Source organism: Flavobacterium succinicans LMG 10402, assembly GCF_000611675.1.
GTDB classification, from domain to species: domain Bacteria; phylum Bacteroidota; class Bacteroidia; order Flavobacteriales; family Flavobacteriaceae; genus Flavobacterium; species Flavobacterium succinicans.
This window is the reverse complement of record NZ_JATV01000008.1, coordinates 38,139-56,713: the sequence shown is the minus strand read 5'-3', so window position 1 is coordinate 56,713 and position 18,575 is coordinate 38,139. Positions and strand designations below refer to the sequence as shown.

Here is an 18,575-nt window from a genome sequence, read left to right as displayed (position 1 = left end):
CCAATGATTACGGAACTTTACAGACGAAAAAAAATTATTTTTTTCTTTCGATTACATAATTGACCATTAAGGTCAAGGCCGATTTATAATCTGAAGTGGGGAAATTTTCAAGAATAGCTAATGCTTCTTGTTGAAAGTCAATCATTTTTTGTTCGGCATAAGAAAGTCCACCATTGTTAACTACAAAAGCAATAACTTCTTTTACTCGCTTTTTGTCTTTGTTATGGTTTTTGATGGAATTAATTAACCAACTTTTTTCTTTTGTAGTACAGGTATTTAGAACATGAATTAAAGGCAAAGTCATTTTTTGCTCTTTGATATCAATTCCAGTAGGTTTACCGATAGCGTCTTCGGTGTAATCGAACAAATCGTCTTTAATTTGAAAAGCCATACCTATAAGCTCTCCAAACTTGCGCATTTGTTCAACAACAACTTCATTATCACTAACAGATCTAGCACCTAAAGCACAGCAAGCCGCAATAAGTGTAGCTGTTTTTTTTCGGATAATTTCGTAATACACCTCTTCTGTAATATCGAGTCTTCTGGCTTTTTCTATTTGCAATAGTTCTCCTTCGCTCATTTCGCGAACGGCTACTGAAATGATTCGTAGCAAATCGAAATCGCCATGATCTATGGATAATAACAAACCTTTGGATAACAAATAATCACCAACTAAAACCGCAATTTTATTTTTCCATAAGGCATTAATGGAGAAAAAACCTCTACGACGATTGCTATCATCAACCACATCGTCATGTACTAATGTAGCGGTATGAATCAGCTCAATCACGCAAGCACCACGATAAGTACGCTCTTCTACTGTTCCTCCAGAAATCATCTTTGCGGTAAGAAAAACAAACATTGGACGCATTTGTTTTCCTTTTCGATTGACAATATAATACGTGATTCTGTTGAGCAACGCCACTTGAGAAGTCATTGATTCATAGAACTTTTTTTCAAAAAGTTCCATTTCATCAAAGATGGGCTGCTTTATTTGTGAGGTGATGTTCATTGAGGGTTCAAATATAGCACATAAAATAAAAAAAATCTAAAAACCGTTTTTTTTTATTTGATACAAAATACCTTTTTGTTAACATCAATCAAATCAGCCACCAACAACAACTTGCTTTTTTATTGTCACAAAAAGTGACAATAAAAAAAAACATTCAAAAAAATTTCATCAAACTGCGAAAGCTTTTACAACCTTGTCAGCTGGCTACTAATCAAAAAAGAGAGGATTGCTCCTCTCTTTTATAGTATTGGGTTTCTAAAATTTATAATTCAAAAACAAGGTGAAATTTCGTCCGGGTTCGGTTATTGGTGTCCTACCAAAACCAGCTTGATTGTTGAACGCAAAGGCTAAGTGGTTGTTATAATATTGATCCAAAAGATTGAGAACACTCGCTCCAACGCTTAAATTTTTAATGGGTTTATAGCCTACTTTCAAATCCATCACTTCATAGCCCTGAGTGGCAATCTCATCATAAGAAGAAGCAATTTTGGATTGTTTGGCCGTAAGTGTATACTGAACAGAAGCCCAAACTTTCCCTTTTTCATAGCTTAATTTTAATCGGGTTACCCAGGGAGGAGTGAGCGGCAAACTCTCGTTAAAATCCTGATTTTCGGTGTACACATAAGCCATTTCGGTTAAAAAATTAAAATAGTTAGCAAATTTTACATCCCCAAAAAATTCAAATCCGGTTTTGAAAGAACGATCAATGTTTTGAAATACTTTGGGATGAATTGGAGGCGTTGTAGGATTGTATTTTCGAACCAAATTTTTATCAACCACAGCTAAGATATAATTTTCGAAGATGGAGTAATACACAGACCCTCCAAAATTAATTTGATTGGCAAAACCGTTAAGTTTTTCTTTCCCTGTAAAGCCAATTTCAAACTGATTATTGGTTTCTGCTTTTAGATTTGGATTGCCTATGTATTCGTAAGGATCTCTTCCGATGTTAAAATAAGCAATGAAACGCTCTTCAATATTAGCAGAGCGCGTTCCTCTACCAAAAGCTACTTCTAACGTGTAATCGGGTGAAAGCAGTCGTTTATAAGAGATCGTTCCACTAAAATTTGTCTCATTTCTTTTTTCAATATTCGGATACAGTTTAATAAAACTTTCGTCTAAATCTCTGGCATCAGTACCAACAATATCGACTCTAGCACCTAAATTAACAATTGATTTTTCTGATAAATACCATTTGGCTTCGGCAAAAGTTCCAAAAGTAGCCGTGTAACTATCTTGCCAAATTTTATCATAAAAAGCAAGCGGTTTGGGTAAAACCACTCCAGCCATATTCTTTTTTACCAGACGATCTCTTCCGCCGTCTCGCGATAAATGAACCATATCGACTCCTGCAAACAATTTCCATTTGGGAGATAAATCCCATTCTGTTTCTACTTTTCCTCCAAAAGTAGTTGCATTTACTTTCGCAATTGCTGAGCTATTTGCAAATGATGGCCTGCTGTAATTGCTCATAATGTGATCCACATACGAATAATATACTTTGGCAGTTACTCCTTTATAAAAGGGAGCATTACTTTTCGAAGTATAATCTAAACTCGCAATGCTGCTGTTATCCTCATCAGTATCCATTGGTAATCCGGCATGAAGCACATCTCTTCCAAAATTTTGACGCACATTGACTTGTAACCGTTGGTTTTCAGAAAATTGATATCCCATTTTTAGCCCATATCCCTTACTATTAAAAGAAGAAGGGATTTCATTTTGATTCCCATCCTTATAATTTCCATAGTCGCGATAACTTAAGTCACCCACAATATCAAATTTCTTCCAGTTACTAGAAAGCTGTAAAATCGTGACAAAAGAGTTGCTATTACTCTCGTATCCAGAAGAAAAGGAGCCAGCAAAAGCTTTCGAACTAGCGTTTCCGTATTGAGAAACCATATTAACGACCCCTGCAAAAGTGTTTCCGTAACGAACAGAAAATGGACCTTTAATAATTTCAATTTTTGAAATTTCTTCTGGATTTACTAAGGTTGTAATAGGATCCATTCGATTGGGACAAGCATGAAAAGCTCGAGTTCCTCCGTCATATTGAACATTGAGTTGTTCGTATTGATTGGCTCTAAAGGAAGGATCTACGGCGTAATTTCCGCGTTTGATTAGTGAAAAACCATTAATGTCAGTGAACAATTCTCCAGAATTTTTGGGTTGTACGGCCTTCTCTGAGAAATCACTTTTGACAATGGTTAGGTTGGGATCGGTTTTTACGTTTCCGGTAACGATTACTTCTTTGAGTAAAATGGACTTTTCTTTTAACGTGTCTTTTGGGGTTTGGTTTGCATTCGTCTCTTTGGTTTGTGCCGTCGACGAAACAAAACACCATAGCAAAGCTATAATGAATGTGTTTTTCATTGTTGCGTTTTTAATAAATTAATTTTGATTTTACGATATTAAAAACCTAGCATTTGGCGGACGAAAAAGAAAAGGAGAAAGAGCAAAACGATAGCTATTCTTCTTAGAAATAATAGTGCTTTTTTGAGGCAAAAAAACTAAAAAATCTGTATTGGTAATCGATTGAAAGTACAAAACTATTTCTTTTAGAGAAAAATTGACAGTTTCGTTTTGTTCGGTTTTGTTTTCGTTCGCTAGTTTGGCTAACTGGCATTTCCCATTACATTTCAAGAGAGGTTTGGCTTTATTTTCGCAGTATTTCTCAGTAAATGCAACATTATCAAACGAATAATAAAGGATCGCAAAAGCCATTCTAAAACTATAGAACACCACAGCAAAGAGCAGAGAAAACAATAAAAAATGACGTAATACTACTTTCACAAAAAACTAGCCTTTTTGCGAAAATACATCCTATTTAAATATTAAAACGTGATAAATATCACCACAGAAATAAGTGTCAGAAAAAATAAAAAAATAAAATGGCATTTATGATTTTACAAAAAAGGCAACGAAATAGCTTATGCTTCTTTATTCGCCAATTGTCCGCAAGCGGCATCTATATCTTTCCCTCTACTTCTTCTTACTTTGACCACAACACCAATCGCATGAAGCGCTTTAACATAGGCATCCACAGCTTCTTCTGAGGCTTGTTGAAATTCGCCATCGTCGATAGGGTTGTATTCAATGAGATTCACTTTGCAAGGCACATATTTGCAAAATTTAACCAAAGCATCAATTGAAGCTTTATCATCATTGATACCTTTCCAAACCACATATTCATAGGAAACCTTGCACTTGGTTTTTCGGTACCAATATTCTAGAGATTCCCTCAATTCCTTCAAAGGAAAATTGGCACTAAAAGGCATAATTCTAGCTCGAGTTTCGTCTATTGCAGAATGAAGTGATACTGCCAATTTGAACTTCACCTCATCATCGGCTAATTTTTTAATCATTTTTGGAATACCCGAGGTAGACACCATGATTCTTTTGGGAGACATGCCTAATCCTTCCGGAGAAGTAATCATTTCTATAGCTTTCAATACATTATTGTAATTCATCAAAGGCTCTCCCATTCCCATAAAAACGATATTAGACAACGGATGATTATAATAAAGTCTACTCTCCCTATCTATCGCAAGCACTTGGTCGTAAATTTCGGCGGGTTCTAAATTTCGCATGCGTTTTAATCGAGCGGTAGCGCAGAAATTGCAATCCAAACTACAGCCCACTTGACTCGAAACACAAGCGGTGGTTCTAGTTTCGGTAGGAATTAAAACCGATTCGACCACCAATCCATCATGCAAACGAACGGCATTTTTTACAGTACCATCTTCACTGCGTTGCATAGTATCAACTTTGATATGATTAATTACAAAATTGGCTTCCAAAGCAGATCTTGTCGTTTTAGACAAATTGGTCATGTCCTCAAAACTATGCGCCCCTTTGGTCCACAACCATTCATAGACTTGATTGCCACGAAAAGCTTTGTCATCATTGCTTACAAAAAAGGCTCTCAATTCATCTTTAGACAATGCTCTAATATCTTTCTTTTCGATTTCCATGCTGCAAATTTATTCAAAATTTAATGTTTTGAATTCGATTTTTAGCAGGAATAGCAATTTGACGGCATAAAAAGTAAAAAACTTTTTAAAAATTGGAACTTTTATCTACTATAGAATTCATTTAAAAGTAAAAAACAAAGATTTGATTACCGAAAAAAAAACAATACTTTTCTTTCAAAATAATCAACGGAATTGTTTTTATTAAAACTATTTCTAAATAAATTAACAACTATATCGTTGTAGAAATGTTAAAATTATTAGATCTGATTTTTATCATGTTTAGTAAAATCTATTCTTTATTTATTTGCGGTATAATTAAAAAAAAAGCCGAAATAATAAATTAAAATCAAAAAATCTGGCTTTATAAAAACAAAAATGTAAAATAATCAAATTTGAAAACAATGAAATTTTCTAAAAAACAATCTATACTAGTCCTTTTTGCTTTGGTTTTTATTAACATTACAGCATCGGCACAAAAAAATTACATCTTAGATACCAAAACTAGTTTTTCGGTTTTTGGAACTTCAACATTACATGATTGGGAAATGACTTCAGCTTCCAAAAATGGTAATGCTAATCTTACTGTAACCGATTCAAAAGTTGTAGATATTAACTCCATCAACATTGATTTAGCAGTTGAAACTATTAAAAGTGGAAAAAGCGGGATGGATAAAATAGCTTACGAAACGCTTAATATAAAAAAATTCAAAACCATTAAATATGTTTTGAAATCGGCTTCAAAAGTAAACGAGACTACTTGGAACCTTACAGGAACCTACACCATTGCAGGAGTTAGCAAAGACTTAAAAACACAAATAAAAGTAGCCGTAGTAAATGGAGTAGTTAACATTCAAGGTGCCAACAAAATCACTTTTGACGAATTTGGAATGAAAGCACCTACTGCCCTATTAGGCACTATCAAAACAGGAAAAGATCTAACAATAAAATTCAACCTTAATTACAAATAAAACTAACAACATGAGAGTAATTTATTTTTTAGCAGCTGCTTTATTAAGCTTAACTGCTGTACAAGCCCAGGATCGTTTTGGACAAATTCAAAACTTAATTCCAAGAGACAAAACAGGAATCAATCAATTTGATGTAAAAAAGGATAGTGTAGAATTCAAAGGGTTAAGCCTTGACTTAGGAGCTGCTTTTGCTTTACAATTTCAAGCTGTTAATTCTTTTAACGGACACCAAGAAGGTGCATTTAAAGGGCCAACTGGGAATACTATCACAGGTTACCGCTTAAATAATTTGGCTAACAATTTCAATTTACCTACAGCCAATATGACTATTGGAGCACAATTGTTTGATGGGGTACGCGTGAATTTGGATATCTATTTAGCGGCAAGACATCACAACGAAACTTGGGTAAAAGGTGGCTATTTACAAATTGACAAATTAGATTTCATTAAAAAAGATTTCTTGAAAGACTTCATGAAATATGCTACGATCAAAATCGGTCAAATGGAGAACAACTATGGTGATGCACACTTTAGAAGATCAGATAACGGTAATGCTTTGATGAACCCTTTTATAGAAGGAAACATTATGGATGCATTCATAACTGAAATGGGGATGGAAGTTTATTACAACAGAAATGGTTGGGTAAGCATGATTGGAGTAACCAACTCTAAATTGAACCAGAACGTTGCTGAGTTCGTCCCAGGAAAACCAACGGTTGCAGCACCTGATCAAAATACAACAGTAAGTCCAACTGTTTTAGCAAAATTAGGATATGACAAACAACTTAACAAAGACTTAAGAGTGCGTCTTACAGGATCATTATACCACAATGCGAACACAAGCGGAAATTTATATTCTTCTGATAGAGCTGGTAGCCGTTACTACGGAGTAATGACTCATGCTGCTTATCAAAATGGAACCACAGCCGTTGACAATGATTTTACAAAAGACTTACAAGGGAATCAAAACACAGGACGTTTTAACCCAGGATTTGGTAACAAGCTAACTTCTGTAATGATTAACCCATTTGTAAAATACAAAGGATTAGAGTTTTTCGGAACTATTGAAACTGCTAAAGGTGGTAACAAAAAAGGAATGGACGAAAGTCGTACAGTTAACCAATTTGCAGGTGATGTTGTATACCGTTTTGGAAAAACTGAACAATTTTATGTAGGTGGACGATACAACACCTTGTCAGGTAAATTAGACAATGTACATGCAAACAAAATTTCAATTAATCGTTTTGAAGCTTCTGCAGGTTGGTTTATGACAAAAAATATCTTATCAAAATTGGCTTATGTAAATCAACAATACAAAGATTTTGGTCAATTTAATGCCAATGGAGCAGTGAACGATCTTTACCAAGGTAAATTCAACGGTTTAATGTTTGAAGCTGTAATTACTTTCTAATTCAATGAATAAAAGAATAATAATAGGTTTTTTGAGCGTAGTATTTCTCTTTTTTTTGGGAAGTGCTACGCCCAATTTTCATACAAATGATCCCTCCCTTATTATCAATAAAATTGAAATTAGCATCACTGGTCATTCTACTGTAGGCAAGTACAATTGCAGTACCACTTTCTCCAAGAACGACACCATTTTTTTGAATATTGCTACTAAAAACAGTATCAAAGCCGAAATTCCAATGGTGAAATTTGATTGTGGAAATAAAATAATGACTAAAGATCTACAATCAACCGTTAAAGTAAATCAGTTCCCTTCGAGTTTTGTAACGTTATCTAACATAAGACCCTTTGGCAGTAATTTCAAATGCGATTTAAACTTTTGCATCACTAACAAAAACAGATTCTACAAAGATTTTTTACTTAAAAGTAATAACAACAAAATTTATGGAACAATAGCTTTTAACTTTTCAGACGTTGGTCTAACGGCTCCAGTTAAAATGGCTGGTTTGATTAAAGTAGAGGATCAAATTTTGGTTAACTTCAATCTTTACAAAAATTAGCATTTACACTATACATAATTTTAAAACCACTTTTTAAGTGGTTTTTTTTATATCTGAAAAAAAATATTTAGCGTAAAAAAAGAAATTAAACGAGTAAATACTACCCTTCATCGTCAAAATTTTTAATCCCAAAATAAAGCCTTTAGATTAGCAGTAAATTCACAATTCACGCCAAATTCCTTTGATTATGAAAAGAGACTTAGCCCTCATTTTTATTTTTTTTGTGTTAATCACTAGCGCTCAAAACCCTATTCATCTTTTTGAATTTGATGCCTCTTTAGTAAACAAAGATCAAACGGCTACATTTAACGGTACGGTACAATATGTAAAGGATCGTTCGGGAATAGATAAAAAAGCGATTCGCTTAAACCAACAAAGTCTCTCCGCTAATATTGGAAATCTTCCGCAATCTTCTGCTTCAAGAACTATTTCGATTTGGATTAAATTTAACGACATCAGTAATTCCAATTATATTTGGGGCTATGGAGCTGCCGCTAACAATCAATACTGCGGTCTGATCCATCAAGGAACCACTACTAATGAATCGGCATTGAACGTTGCGTCTTGGGGGTACAAAAATGATTTTATCACCGATTTACCACTTGCTGCAGAAGTATGGTACCATTACGTTTATGTATATGATGGCACTACTGCTAGCATTTACAGAAATGGGATTTTGATCGAAAATTTTAATGCGCCCAACAGAAACACCTTGGGATCTGTATTCAAAATTGGAAATATTAATTCCTTGGTAAGTATCAATGCTGATATTGATGAATTAAAAATTTACAATGTGGCCTTATCCTATGACGAAATCAACACTCAATACAATGCTGGTGCATTACTAGTAGCAACTGCAGTCAAAACCCCTAGCACAAAAGGCAAAAAAGCAACACTTCCCAAACAAAAAACAAATGCAACTAAAGGAATCGCTTTATTCTAGTGTTGGCATTAACAAGAGCTTGGATGCAGTAATCTAACAGGGCAGTTTCAAAAAAAACAATCTGACATAGATTTCTCAGATTTGGAGACCAAAATAATTGTAAGTACTATTCGATTATAGTTATCACGGATCATAATTTTTGTTTAATAAACGAAAATAGTCTGTTTTGGTTATCAAGAATTCATGCTCATTAGTGAAATTCGTGTTGAAAATTAACTCATGCGTTTGCCCTGACTAATCTAAAGGCTTTTTTGTATCCCAATCTACAAAATGATACCTTTGTGACTAAAACCAAAAAATAACAAAGATGCATTTTCTATCTCAAGATTTAGAGGACTATATTGAACAACATTCCGAAAAAGAACCCGCACACTTGGCGGCATTGAACAAGGAGACGTATCAAAAAATTTTATTGCCCAGAATGCTCAGTGGCCATTTTCAAGGAAGAGTATTGAGCATGCTTTCGAAGTTGATTCGACCAAAAAATATTCTTGAGATTGGTACTTATACCGGCTATTCTGCTTTGTGTTTGTGTGAAGGCATGCAAAAAGACGGTCAATTGCACACGATAGATATTAAAGAAGAACTGGTTGATTTTCAACGCAAACATTTTGACAAATCGGCTTGGGGCGCTCAAATCGTGCAGCATTTAGGAGAAGGCGTAAACATTATCCCAACGATTGATTTAAAATTTGATTTGGTGTTTATTGATGCCGATAAAGAAAATTATTTGAATTATTTTGAGCTTATTGTTCCGAAAATGAATACTGGAGGCATTATTTTGTCGGACAATGTATTGTGGAGTGGCAAAGTGGTAGAGCCTTTGCAAGAAAAGGACATGAGTACCAAAGTATTATTAGAATACAACAAACGTTTGGCGGATGACCCAAGAGTTGAAACAGTGTTGCTCCCAATTAGAGATGGTTTAACAGTAAGTCGAGTTTTATAAATACCCTCGTGTGGCAAACCTCTTTTAGCCCAGATGGGAATGAAAATCCTTTGGGGTTGAAATGTATTTTTTATGGTCCAAAAAAAGCGACTAAAAGAAGCTCTTTTTGGGGCCAATAAAAAAACAATTTCAAGCCTAAAGATTGTAATGTACAGCTGGATTAAGCTACAAATAAACCACTGGAAAATACTTTTTTTGCAACACTTTGTATATTTTGTATACGATGAAGCTAAACCCTATTCCAAAAGCGTAACCCGTCAATATATCCAATGGATAATGCAACCCAAGGTAAATACGACTGTAAGCGAAGATTAGTGGCCACAGAAAAAACACTCCAAAAAAGCGATACTGTTTTCTTAAAATCAAAAACAAAAAGGCAACAATTGCAATTGAATTTGTTGCATGACCGGAGTAAAAACTAAAAGAATTTCGTACCTGTACTACTCGTATAAAGGAGTTGATATCGGTATTGTTGCAAGGACGCAAACGCTCGAAAGTATTTTTGAAAAAATTGGCGGTTTGGTCAGTGATGGTCAATAAAACGAATACAAACAAGAATAAGATTAAGGTCTGTTTGATGCCTATTTTTTTATAAATAAGATATAAAAAAAGGACAAAAAGAGGAATCCAAGTAACTTGTTTGGTGACAATTAACCATAAACCATCAAAACTTTCAGAACCTAAACTATTTAAAAAAACAAATAATTGAACATCTAACGCTTCTAATTTTTCTAACATTACATTTGTCTTTTTACAGGGCCTTCAGCTTGATTATTGATTGCATCAGCACTCTCTTTTGCATCAGCTACAGTACTTTTTGCTGCTTGATTGATTTCAGAAGTAATGTCGTTGGCAAGGTTTGTGATCGAATTTGTTGAATCACCCAATAGACTTTGTTTGGCTTTTTCAATTTCGGCATTAAATCCTCCAGTTAAATCCGATAATGACTTTTGGTCTAAGCCATTGGCTTCGGCTCCTTTTTGAATTTCGTTTTTAATATCGTTAGTGGCATGTTTTAGCTGTGCCATGGCTTTGCCCATAGTACGCGCCATTTCGGGAACTTTGTCAGAACCAAATAACATTAATACAATAAACAATATAAAAATGAGTTCTCCTCCTCCAATTCCAAACATAAGGTTGATTTTTGCACAAATATAATTATTTATAGCTTTTGGTTTTTATATAACGATTAAAAATTAGCTAGTGGCCACCTAGGCGTGCCTCTAGCTAATTTTTGACTATACCTAAAAGACCTCAATAAACACCTAAAAAACTCACTGCGCTCGTGATTGTTTGAGCAATTCAAAATAAGCTTTATCGATCGACTCTTGATGATCTGGATGGGCAATTTTAATCATTTGATCCGCTCTTTGCTTGAGCGTTTTTCCATATAAATCAGCAATACCATTTTCTGTAATAATGTATTGCACATGCGAACGTGTAGAAACTACGCCTGCTCCTTGTTTTAAAAAAGGGACAATACGACTCGCTCCTTTTTTGGTGACTGAAGGCAGGGCGATAATGGCCTTTCCACCCTCACTCAAAGCAGCTCCTCTCACAAAATCCATCTGCCCTCCTACTCCAGAATACATATTGGCCCCAATAGAATCGGCACAAACCTGACCTGTAATGTCTACTTCGATGGCCGAGTTGATGGCTACCATTTTTGGATTTCTCCTGATTTTGGCTGTGTCATTTACATAAGAAGATTCTCTTAATTCAATAAAAGGATTATCATTGGCAAAATCATAGAGGCGTTTTGATCCCAACATAAAAGTGGATAAAACCCTACCGCGTGTTACCCCTTTGTAATTACAATTGATAACATTGCTTTCGATCAAATCAATGACACCATCAGAAAACATTTCAGTATGCAATCCTAGATCTTTGTGATTCATTAAATTGGCCAAAGCCGCGTTTGGAATTGATCCGATACCGAGTTGAAGCGTACTTTTATCTTCGATCAAGGATGCGATATAGGCACCTATTTTGGATTCTAATGGTGTAATTTGTTCTTCTTTTTTCTCATGTATCGGACAATCGTAGGCCACCAAATAATCAATCTCTGCTACGTGCAAAATACCATCACCAAAAGTCCTAGGCATGTTTACGTTTACTTGAGCAATAACGGTTTTAGCACTTTCGATGGCAGCCACTGCGGCTTCGACCGAGACCCCTAATGAACAATAACCGTGTTGATCCGGTGGAGAAACCTGAATGAATACCACATCAAGCGGCACAACCCTTTTTCGAAACAATCTAGGCAATTCACTCAAAAAAACTGGGGTATAAGAACCGTTTCCTGCAGCCAAAGTATGCCGTACATTTTGACCTATAAAAAAGGAATTCACATGAAAACTATCGGTATATTGAGGATCGGCATAAGGAGCTGGACCTTCGGTATGCAAATGACAAATCTCGACATTTCGAAGTTCTGAAGCTCTATCCGTTAAACACTGTGTTAACCAATTTGGTGTTGCACCGGCCGCATGTACATAGACTCTGTCGTTCGATTGTACAATTTTTACAGCTTCTTGTGCGGTAACATATTTACCCATACTACTTGTTTTTTTATCCCTCTAAGATAACTTTTTTGGTTCCTAAAACAAAAAACTGAACCTACAATTTGACAGCACAACCAAATCTTAATTAAACGTTAAATAAAACAAAATTAAAAGTATTACTATTACTTTTGTTGATAATTATTTCAATACCAAAACCAGAATACTCACAATAAAACGATCACTATGAAACTATTTGTAAAAATCATTATCCTGTTAGCTGTTGGTTTACAACTGAGTTGGGGACAAACGAAGGATTCACTTCTGCAAAAAAAAGTGTATACCAGCTGGGAAAAAGCCATTAAAGAGCCTGAAAAAGTATACCGCTTGAACTTGAGTAATCAAAAAATAAATGTAGATTCTCCTGTTTGGATAAAATTTAAAAATCTTGAATATCTTAACTTAAACAACAATCAGTTAAAAACTTTACCAAAAGGAGTCCTTAGCTTAAAAAAACTCAAAGTACTGGAATTGAGTGGTAACGATTTTAAAAAAGTGCCAGAAGAAATTAGTACCATAAAAAGCTTAGAAGAGGTCTATCTTAATGAGTACGACTACTTGAATTTACCGCAATCTATTGAAGCTTTAGCCAAATTACCCAATTTAACGATGTTGCATTTAGAAAACAATAATTTGGACCAATTACCCAGTCAAATTGCTTTACTAAAAAATTTAGCGCAGTTGTATTTGAACCAAAATCGCTTCAAAGAAATTCCTAAAGAACTCAAAGGCTTACAACATTTACAAGAACTGGACCTAAAAGACAATCCAATTCGAGTGCCTATGAATCTTCAAGAAAACATGAATTTTGGATTTAGAATTAACTTTTAATTCTCTCCTTTTTTCTAAAACAGAATGAACTAAGGTTTATTGAAAGTGTTAGCTATGCATTAACCAACCCACTTTCATAAAATTATTCTCTTACTATAAATAGCCCCAAATAAAACAAAAGTACAATACTAAATACTGATAGTAAATTAAAAAAATGGACAGCATTTTAAACAATATAAAAATTCAAATCAATCATAAAGTATATGTTAAAGATCCTGAGACATCCGTTTTAGGAAAAAAAATCATTCAACATAGTATTTTATTGATACACGAAATTGGTTTTGAAGAATTTACTTTTAAAAAACTAGGGGAACTAATAGGATCGAATGAAAGCTCTATTTACCGCTATTTCGAAAACAAGCATAAATTATTGGTATATTTATCATCTTGGTATTGGAGCTGGGTGGAATACCGTTTGGTATTTGCGACCAACAACATTATCAATCCAATGGATAAACTCATCAAAGCGATACAGGTAATCACTGAAAAAGTAGAAGATGACACCTCTACAACACACATTAACGAATATATCTTGAATCAGATTATTATTCAAGAATTCACTAAATCGATTCACACTAAAGAGGTAGACGAAGAAAACAAAGAAGGCTTTTTTTTGATTTACAAACGGTTAATCAATCGAGTAATTCAGATGATTGAAGAGGTTGACCCAAAATATCCATTTGCAAAAAGTTTGGCTTCTTCGCTTTTTGAGGGTTCAAGCCATCAACATTTTTTGATGAATCATCTTAAAACAATTACCAATTGTAACGCCCAAATAAGCCCAGCTGATTTTTATATTCACTTAATTACAAGTCTTTTAAAACACAACTAATGACACCACTACAACGCTATTATAAATTATTACTGTTAGACAAAAAAGACGTTTATCAAATTTTCTTTTACTCCATTTTTGCAGGATTAGTAAGTTTATCTCTTCCATTAGGCATACAAGCTATCATCAATTTTATACAATCTGGACGTGTAACCGTGTCTTGGATCGTCTTGGTGGTGGTGGTAGTAATCGGTGTGGCATTGGTAGGTATTCTCTCTTTAATGCAACTCCGAATTACCGAAAACTTACAACAAAAAATATTTGTTCGTTCTTCTTTTGAATTTGCAGCGCGTATCCCAAGAATTAAATTTGAAGAATTAAACGATACCTACCCACCAGAATTAGCCAATCGCTTTTTTGATACCATGACCATTCAAAAAGGAACTTCAAAATTATTGATTGATTTTTCGGCTGCTTTGCTTCAAATTTTATTTGGTATCCTATTGCTTTCGTTTTATCATCCTTACTTCATTATGTTGGGGGTTTTGCTTATCATTTTATTGTATTTAATTTTTAAATATTCCTATTTTATTGGATTAGACAATAGTTTAAAAGTCTCTAAATACAAATATAAAGTAGCTGGCTGGCTACAAGAAATGGCACGTAATAATTACAGCTTTAGAAAAGAGTTGAATTATGATTTTGCGTTACAAAAAAATGACAAGTTTGCTACAGAATATCTCAACTATAGAGAATCTCTTTTTGGGGTATTAAAAAGACAATTTAGTCATTTAATTTTCTTTAAAGTTATCATTACCGCAAGTTTACTCTCTATTGGTGGTTTTTTGGTTATTTCTCAAGAAATGAATATTGGTCAATTTGTGGCTGCCGAAATCATCATTCTATTAGTAATCAATTCAGTTGAAAAAATTATATTAGGTTTAGAAACCGTATATGATGTGTTAACAGCCGTTGAGAAAATTGGATTAGTTACTGATTTAGCCATGGAAGAAGACACTAAATATGAAGCCAATAAATGCTATCATTCTATCAACTTGGCTACAGAAGGGGTTAGTGTAAAATTCCCTGGAACCGTTAGTACAATTTTAAAAGACATCGACCTAAAAATAGATCAAGGAGAACGCGTATTTGTAGATGGGAAAAACGGATCCGGAAAAACAACATTAATTAGAATTTTGTCTGGATTGTTGCAACCCTCCCAAGGTGCATTATACATCAATGATGATACTTTCAGAAAAATCAACTTAAAACAATACCGCTCTCAAATTGGGGGCATCATTCATACTGAAACTCCTTTCGAAGGAACTATATTAGAGAATATCATTTTCAATAATCCTAATTGCACTGACGAGGATATAAAATGGGCCTTAGAAGGAGTGCAACTTGCACAATACATCAAATCAATGCCAAAAGGTCTTGATACGTTGATTTTCCCAGAAGGACAGCAACTTTCTTCCTCAAATGCACAAAAAATTCTTTTAGCACGAAGTATTGTTAGCAAACCTAAAATTTTGTTTTACGAAGACCCAACAGATGATATGGACGAGGCCACAGCCAATGAGATCATTGATTTTATTACCTCAGAAAAACACCATTGGACGATCGTGGTTTCTTCAAAAAATCCGCATTGGAAAACTAAATGCAGCAGGTACATCACCATGGAAAAAGGAAAAATCATTTCAGATATAAAAAAATAAAAGAACATGTTAAATATTTCAGAAGGCAATAAAACCAGCTCCGAATTATTACAGCGCTACAAAACCGTTAGAGATTTAAGCGCAAGGCCGCATTACAAAATATTGAACCGAATTATTTGGACTTTTTCAATACTGGCTATCATTGCGTTGTTTTTACCTTGGACCCAGAACATTTCTGGATCAGGAGCCGTAACTACATTAAAACCCAACCAACGTCCACAATCTATACAAAGTGTTATTTCTGGACGTATCGAAAAATGGTACGTACAAGAAGGCGATTTTGTTGAAAAAGGAGATACTATCATGTTCATATCCGAAATCAAAGAAGATTACATGGATCCCAACTTAGTAGCCAACACCCAAAAACAAGTCAATGCTAAGAAACAAGCCTTACAATCGTACGGCTCGAAAGTAACCACTTTGGATGCTCAAATTCTAAATATTGAAAACGAAAAAAGACTAAAATTAGAACAAGCACAAAACAAAATCAAACAAGCGATTTTCAAAATAAAAAGTGATTCTATTGATTTGGAGGCCGTAAAAACGCAGTTAAAAATTGCCAATACACAATACAATCGTGCCTTACAATTAAACAAAGAAGGACTCAAAGCCCTAACCGATGTAGAGGAAAAAAGACTCAAACAACAAGAAGTTGAGGCCAAAATTATCACTCAAGAAAACAAACTCTTAACCAGCAAAAATGATTTCATCAATACCAAAGTAGAGATCGGGAGAATTACCGCAGAGTATGGCGAAAAAGTATCCAAAGCACAAAGCGACCAATTTACCGCGTTAAGCAATCAATTTGATACCGAAGCGCAAGTAAACAAACTAGAAAATCAATACGCCAATTATAGCATCCGCAACGGCATGTATTATATTCGAGCAGTACAAAGCGGCTATATTAACCGCGCGCTGCAAGCTGGTATTGGAGAAACCATCAAAGAAGGCACTCCCATTGCCACCATTATGCCTGCCAAATATGATATTGCGGTCGAAACATATGTTAGCCCTGTTGACTTGCCTTTGATCAGAAAAGGAGAAAAAATTAGAGTTTGGTTTGATGGATGGCCAACCATAGTCTTTTCTGGATGGCCTGACATGTCTTATGGAACTTTTGGAGGACAAATTGTAGCCATAGAAAATTTTATTAGCGACAACGGGAAATTCAGGGTATTGATCGCCCCTGACCCAAACGAAGCCGATTGGCCCAGCCAATTACGAGTTGGCTCTGGCGCCGAAACCATTGCGTTACTAAATACGGTTCCAGTATGGTTCGAAATTTGGAGAACCCTCAACGGATTCCCTCCAGATTATTACAAAACTAAAAAAAATGACAAACCCATTAATGCAAAAAAATAATGAAACAGTGCTTACTTGTTTTCTTACTATATGCTACTTTGCTTCAGGCTCAAAACACCGTCCCTGTGGCCAATTCCAGCAATGAATTCAGCTATAATGAATTTCTGGGTTATGTAAAAAAATACCATCCTTTAGTAAAAAATGCCGATTTAGAAATCACCCGTGCTCAAGCAAATTTGATGATGTCCAGAGGTGGATTCGACCCAAAAATAGAGGTTGATTTTGACAAAAAGCAATTCAAAGACAAGGAGTATTATTCTATTTTGAATAGTAGTTTTAAAATTCCGACTTGGTATGGTATAGAGGTTAAAGCGGGTTTTGATAACAACGAAGGGATTTACTTAAACCCTCAAAACACGGTTCCAAATCAAGGCTTGACTTCGTTTGGGATTAGTGTGCCGTTGGGTCAAGGTCTATTGATTAACCAACGAATGGCAGATGTTCGCAAGGCCAAAATGCAAGTGCAATTGAGCCAAGCCGAAAGAAAACTTGAAGCCATTGCGGTTTTGTATGACGCTTCGGTAGCGTATTTCAATTGGAAAAGAAACTATGATGAGGTTCAGTTATACAAAGTCTATCAAAAAAATGCTCAAATCCGTTTTAAAGGTATCGAAACCTTAATCCAACAAGGAGACAAACCTGCAATTGATAGTGTGGAAGCTGGAATTATTGTAAAAAACAGAACGCTAAGTCTAGAGGATTCTGAATTGAAATTAGCCAAAGCCAAATTGGAGCTTTCCAACTATTTGTGGTTGGACAATAGTATTCCGCTAGAACTTTCGGATGCATTGATTCCAGAAAATAAATTGGCCGCTACGATTCAGGAAACCTTGCGCACAAATGATTTACAAAATCAAGATTTTTCGATAACAAACCATCCAAAAATAAATGCGTTGGAACGAAAAATAGATATGCTCAATGTAGACCGTAAACTCAAAGCGAATGCCTTGTTACCGAAAATCGATTTGAGCTATTCATATCTATCTGAACCCAGTTATATCGATAATTACCAATTTAATGATTACAAGATTGGAGTGAATTTTGCCTTTCCGTTGTTTTTGAGAAAAGAGCGCGGCGGATTAAAATTGGCGCAATACAAGGTTCAAGAAATTGAGTTTGCACTTAGTTTAGAAAGAGTACAATTGACCAACAAAATTACGGCTCAAAAAACAGAAATCACTTCGCTTACCAAACAACGTAGTTTGATTGAGGGCTTGGTCAAAAATAATCAAACGATGCTGCAATCTGAAGAACGATTGTTCTCGTTTGGAGAAAGTTCGTTGTTCTTGATTAATACGCGTGAGAACAATTTGGTTTCGGCTCAACTGGCGGCCATTGCTTTAGAGAATCGATTTTTGATTTCGAATTCGGAGTTGTTTAAGATTATGGCGAATCCTGATTGATTTTTTGGGGTTTAAAAGATATAAGTCATAGAAGTTTTGGTTAAAATTGTGGGTGCCTTTTTAAACCATATAAGGAATTGAAGGGCATATAAGATTTTACTTAACCGAAAAGGAC

General features: G+C 34.8%; 17 protein-coding genes. 10 read left to right on the top strand and 7 right to left on the bottom strand.

Going from position 1 to position 18,575, the window contains the following annotated elements:
- Positions 1-34 precede the first annotated feature (34 nt).
- The 4 genes from AO58_RS0109195 to rlmN form a co-directional block, all read right to left on the bottom strand.
- A complete protein-coding gene (locus AO58_RS0109195) occupies positions 35-1,012 on the bottom strand; it encodes a polyprenyl synthetase family protein (protein WP_024981435.1) in 978 nt (325 codons plus the stop codon).
- A 255-nt stretch (positions 1,013-1,267) separates the two neighbouring features.
- Positions 1,268-3,385: a TonB-dependent receptor domain-containing protein gene (locus AO58_RS0109190; RefSeq protein ID WP_024981434.1), complete on the bottom strand. Its 2,118-nt coding sequence runs from the start codon at positions 3,383-3,385 to the stop codon at positions 1,268-1,270.
- Between the two features lie 30 nt (positions 3,386-3,415).
- Positions 3,416-3,805 (bottom strand): hypothetical protein, encoded by a 390-nt coding sequence (locus AO58_RS0109185; RefSeq protein ID WP_139225524.1) that lies wholly within the window; start codon positions 3,803-3,805, stop codon positions 3,416-3,418.
- A 137-nt stretch (positions 3,806-3,942) separates the two neighbouring features.
- Positions 3,943-4,986 (bottom strand): dual-specificity RNA methyltransferase RlmN, encoded by a 1,044-nt coding sequence (gene rlmN / locus AO58_RS0109180; protein WP_024981432.1) that lies wholly within the window; start codon positions 4,984-4,986, stop codon positions 3,943-3,945.
- 401 nt (positions 4,987-5,387) lie between these two features.
- Here rlmN and AO58_RS0109175 point away from each other — a divergent pair, with 401 nt between their 5' ends.
- The 5 genes from AO58_RS0109175 (at position 5,388) to AO58_RS0109155 (ending at position 9,813) form a co-directional block, all read left to right on the top strand.
- The gene (locus tag AO58_RS0109175; RefSeq protein WP_035717570.1) at positions 5,388-5,954 is read left to right on the top strand and encodes a YceI family protein; all 567 of its coding nucleotides are present in this window, start codon (positions 5,388-5,390) and stop codon (positions 5,952-5,954) included.
- Positions 5,955-5,964: 10 nt separating this feature from the next.
- The gene (locus AO58_RS0109170) at positions 5,965-7,365 is read left to right on the top strand and encodes a hypothetical protein (RefSeq protein WP_024981430.1); all 1,401 of its coding nucleotides are present in this window, start codon (positions 5,965-5,967) and stop codon (positions 7,363-7,365) included.
- A 4-nt stretch (positions 7,366-7,369) separates the two neighbouring features.
- Positions 7,370-7,921, top strand: coding sequence for a hypothetical protein (locus tag AO58_RS0109165; protein ID WP_024981429.1), 552 nt, complete (start codon positions 7,370-7,372; stop codon positions 7,919-7,921).
- A gap of 187 nt (positions 7,922-8,108) precedes the next feature.
- Positions 8,109-8,864 (top strand): LamG domain-containing protein, encoded by a 756-nt coding sequence (locus tag AO58_RS0109160; RefSeq protein WP_024981428.1) that lies wholly within the window; start codon positions 8,109-8,111, stop codon positions 8,862-8,864.
- A 307-nt stretch (positions 8,865-9,171) separates the two neighbouring features.
- Entirely contained in the window at positions 9,172-9,813 is a 642-nt protein-coding gene (locus AO58_RS0109155; RefSeq protein WP_024981427.1) for an O-methyltransferase, read from the top strand.
- A 165-nt stretch (positions 9,814-9,978) separates the two neighbouring features.
- Here the strand turns inward: AO58_RS0109155 and AO58_RS0109150 are convergent, their stop codons facing one another.
- The 3 genes from AO58_RS0109150 to AO58_RS0109140 form a co-directional block, all read right to left on the bottom strand.
- Complete coding sequence (locus tag AO58_RS0109150) at positions 9,979-10,551, bottom strand: phosphatase PAP2 family protein (RefSeq protein ID WP_024981426.1); 573 nt, start codon at positions 10,549-10,551, stop codon at positions 9,979-9,981.
- Positions 10,551-10,946 carry a twin-arginine translocase TatA/TatE family subunit gene (locus AO58_RS0109145; RefSeq protein ID WP_024981425.1) on the bottom strand — a complete coding sequence of 132 codons (396 nt, stop codon included), beginning with the start codon at positions 10,944-10,946 and terminating at the stop codon, positions 10,551-10,553. The genes AO58_RS0109150 and AO58_RS0109145 overlap by 1 nt, the downstream gene beginning before the upstream one ends.
- Before the next feature lie 141 nt (positions 10,947-11,087).
- Positions 11,088-12,371 carry an acetyl-CoA hydrolase/transferase family protein gene (locus AO58_RS0109140; protein ID WP_024981424.1) on the bottom strand — a complete coding sequence of 428 codons (1,284 nt, stop codon included), beginning with the start codon at positions 12,369-12,371 and terminating at the stop codon, positions 11,088-11,090.
- Positions 12,372-12,560: 189 nt separating this feature from the next.
- Between AO58_RS0109140 and AO58_RS17095 the strand changes: the two genes are divergently transcribed.
- The 5 genes from AO58_RS17095 to AO58_RS0109115 all read left to right on the top strand — a co-directional run bounded on the left by AO58_RS17095 (position 12,561) and on the right by AO58_RS0109115 (position 18,460).
- Positions 12,561-13,205: a leucine-rich repeat domain-containing protein gene (locus AO58_RS17095; protein WP_035717568.1), complete on the top strand. Its 645-nt coding sequence runs from the start codon at positions 12,561-12,563 to the stop codon at positions 13,203-13,205.
- Between the two features lie 154 nt (positions 13,206-13,359).
- Positions 13,360-14,037, top strand: coding sequence for a TetR/AcrR family transcriptional regulator (locus AO58_RS0109130; protein ID WP_024981423.1), 678 nt, complete (start codon positions 13,360-13,362; stop codon positions 14,035-14,037).
- Positions 14,037-15,695, top strand: a complete 1,659-nt coding sequence (locus AO58_RS0109125) for a peptidase domain-containing ABC transporter (protein ID WP_024981422.1) — start codon at positions 14,037-14,039, stop codon at positions 15,693-15,695. The genes AO58_RS0109130 and AO58_RS0109125 overlap by 1 nt, the downstream gene beginning before the upstream one ends.
- A gap of 6 nt (positions 15,696-15,701) precedes the next feature.
- Positions 15,702-17,057, top strand: a complete 1,356-nt coding sequence (locus AO58_RS0109120; RefSeq protein ID WP_024981421.1) for an HlyD family secretion protein — start codon at positions 15,702-15,704, stop codon at positions 17,055-17,057.
- Complete coding sequence (locus AO58_RS0109115; protein WP_024981420.1) at positions 17,057-18,460, top strand: TolC family protein; 1,404 nt, start codon at positions 17,057-17,059, stop codon at positions 18,458-18,460. Before AO58_RS0109120 ends, AO58_RS0109115 begins: the two co-directional genes overlap by 1 nt.
- Positions 18,461-18,575: the final 115 nt, after the last annotated feature.

Coding starts and splice junctions, on each gene's coding strand:
- AO58_RS0109165 (WP_024981429.1), top strand. CDS start 7,370: ATGAATAAAAGAATAATAATAGGTTTTTTGAGCGTAGTATTTCTCTTT.
- AO58_RS17095 (WP_035717568.1), top strand. CDS start 12,561: ATGAAACTATTTGTAAAAATCATTATCCTGTTAGCTGTTGGTTTACAA.
- AO58_RS0109155 (WP_024981427.1), top strand. CDS start 9,172: ATGCATTTTCTATCTCAAGATTTAGAGGACTATATTGAACAACATTCC.
- rlmN (WP_024981432.1), bottom strand. CDS start 4,986: ATGGAAATCGAAAAGAAAGATATTAGAGCATTGTCTAAAGATGAATTG.
- AO58_RS0109170 (WP_024981430.1), top strand. CDS start 5,965: ATGAGAGTAATTTATTTTTTAGCAGCTGCTTTATTAAGCTTAACTGCT.
- AO58_RS0109125 (WP_024981422.1), top strand. CDS start 14,037: ATGACACCACTACAACGCTATTATAAATTATTACTGTTAGACAAAAAA.
- AO58_RS0109175 (WP_035717570.1), top strand. CDS start 5,388: ATGAAATTTTCTAAAAAACAATCTATACTAGTCCTTTTTGCTTTGGTT.
- AO58_RS0109160 (WP_024981428.1), top strand. CDS start 8,109: ATGAAAAGAGACTTAGCCCTCATTTTTATTTTTTTTGTGTTAATCACT.
- AO58_RS0109150 (WP_024981426.1), bottom strand. CDS start 10,551: ATGTTAGAAAAATTAGAAGCGTTAGATGTTCAATTATTTGTTTTTTTA.
- AO58_RS0109195 (WP_024981435.1), bottom strand. CDS start 1,012: ATGAACATCACCTCACAAATAAAGCAGCCCATCTTTGATGAAATGGAA.
- AO58_RS0109120 (WP_024981421.1), top strand. CDS start 15,702: ATGTTAAATATTTCAGAAGGCAATAAAACCAGCTCCGAATTATTACAG.
- AO58_RS0109190 (WP_024981434.1), bottom strand. CDS start 3,385: ATGAAAAACACATTCATTATAGCTTTGCTATGGTGTTTTGTTTCGTCG.
- AO58_RS0109140 (WP_024981424.1), bottom strand. CDS start 12,371: ATGGGTAAATATGTTACCGCACAAGAAGCTGTAAAAATTGTACAATCG.
- AO58_RS0109130 (WP_024981423.1), top strand. CDS start 13,360: ATGGACAGCATTTTAAACAATATAAAAATTCAAATCAATCATAAAGTA.
- AO58_RS0109145 (WP_024981425.1), bottom strand. CDS start 10,946: ATGTTTGGAATTGGAGGAGGAGAACTCATTTTTATATTGTTTATTGTA.
- AO58_RS0109115 (WP_024981420.1), top strand. CDS start 17,057: ATGAAACAGTGCTTACTTGTTTTCTTACTATATGCTACTTTGCTTCAG.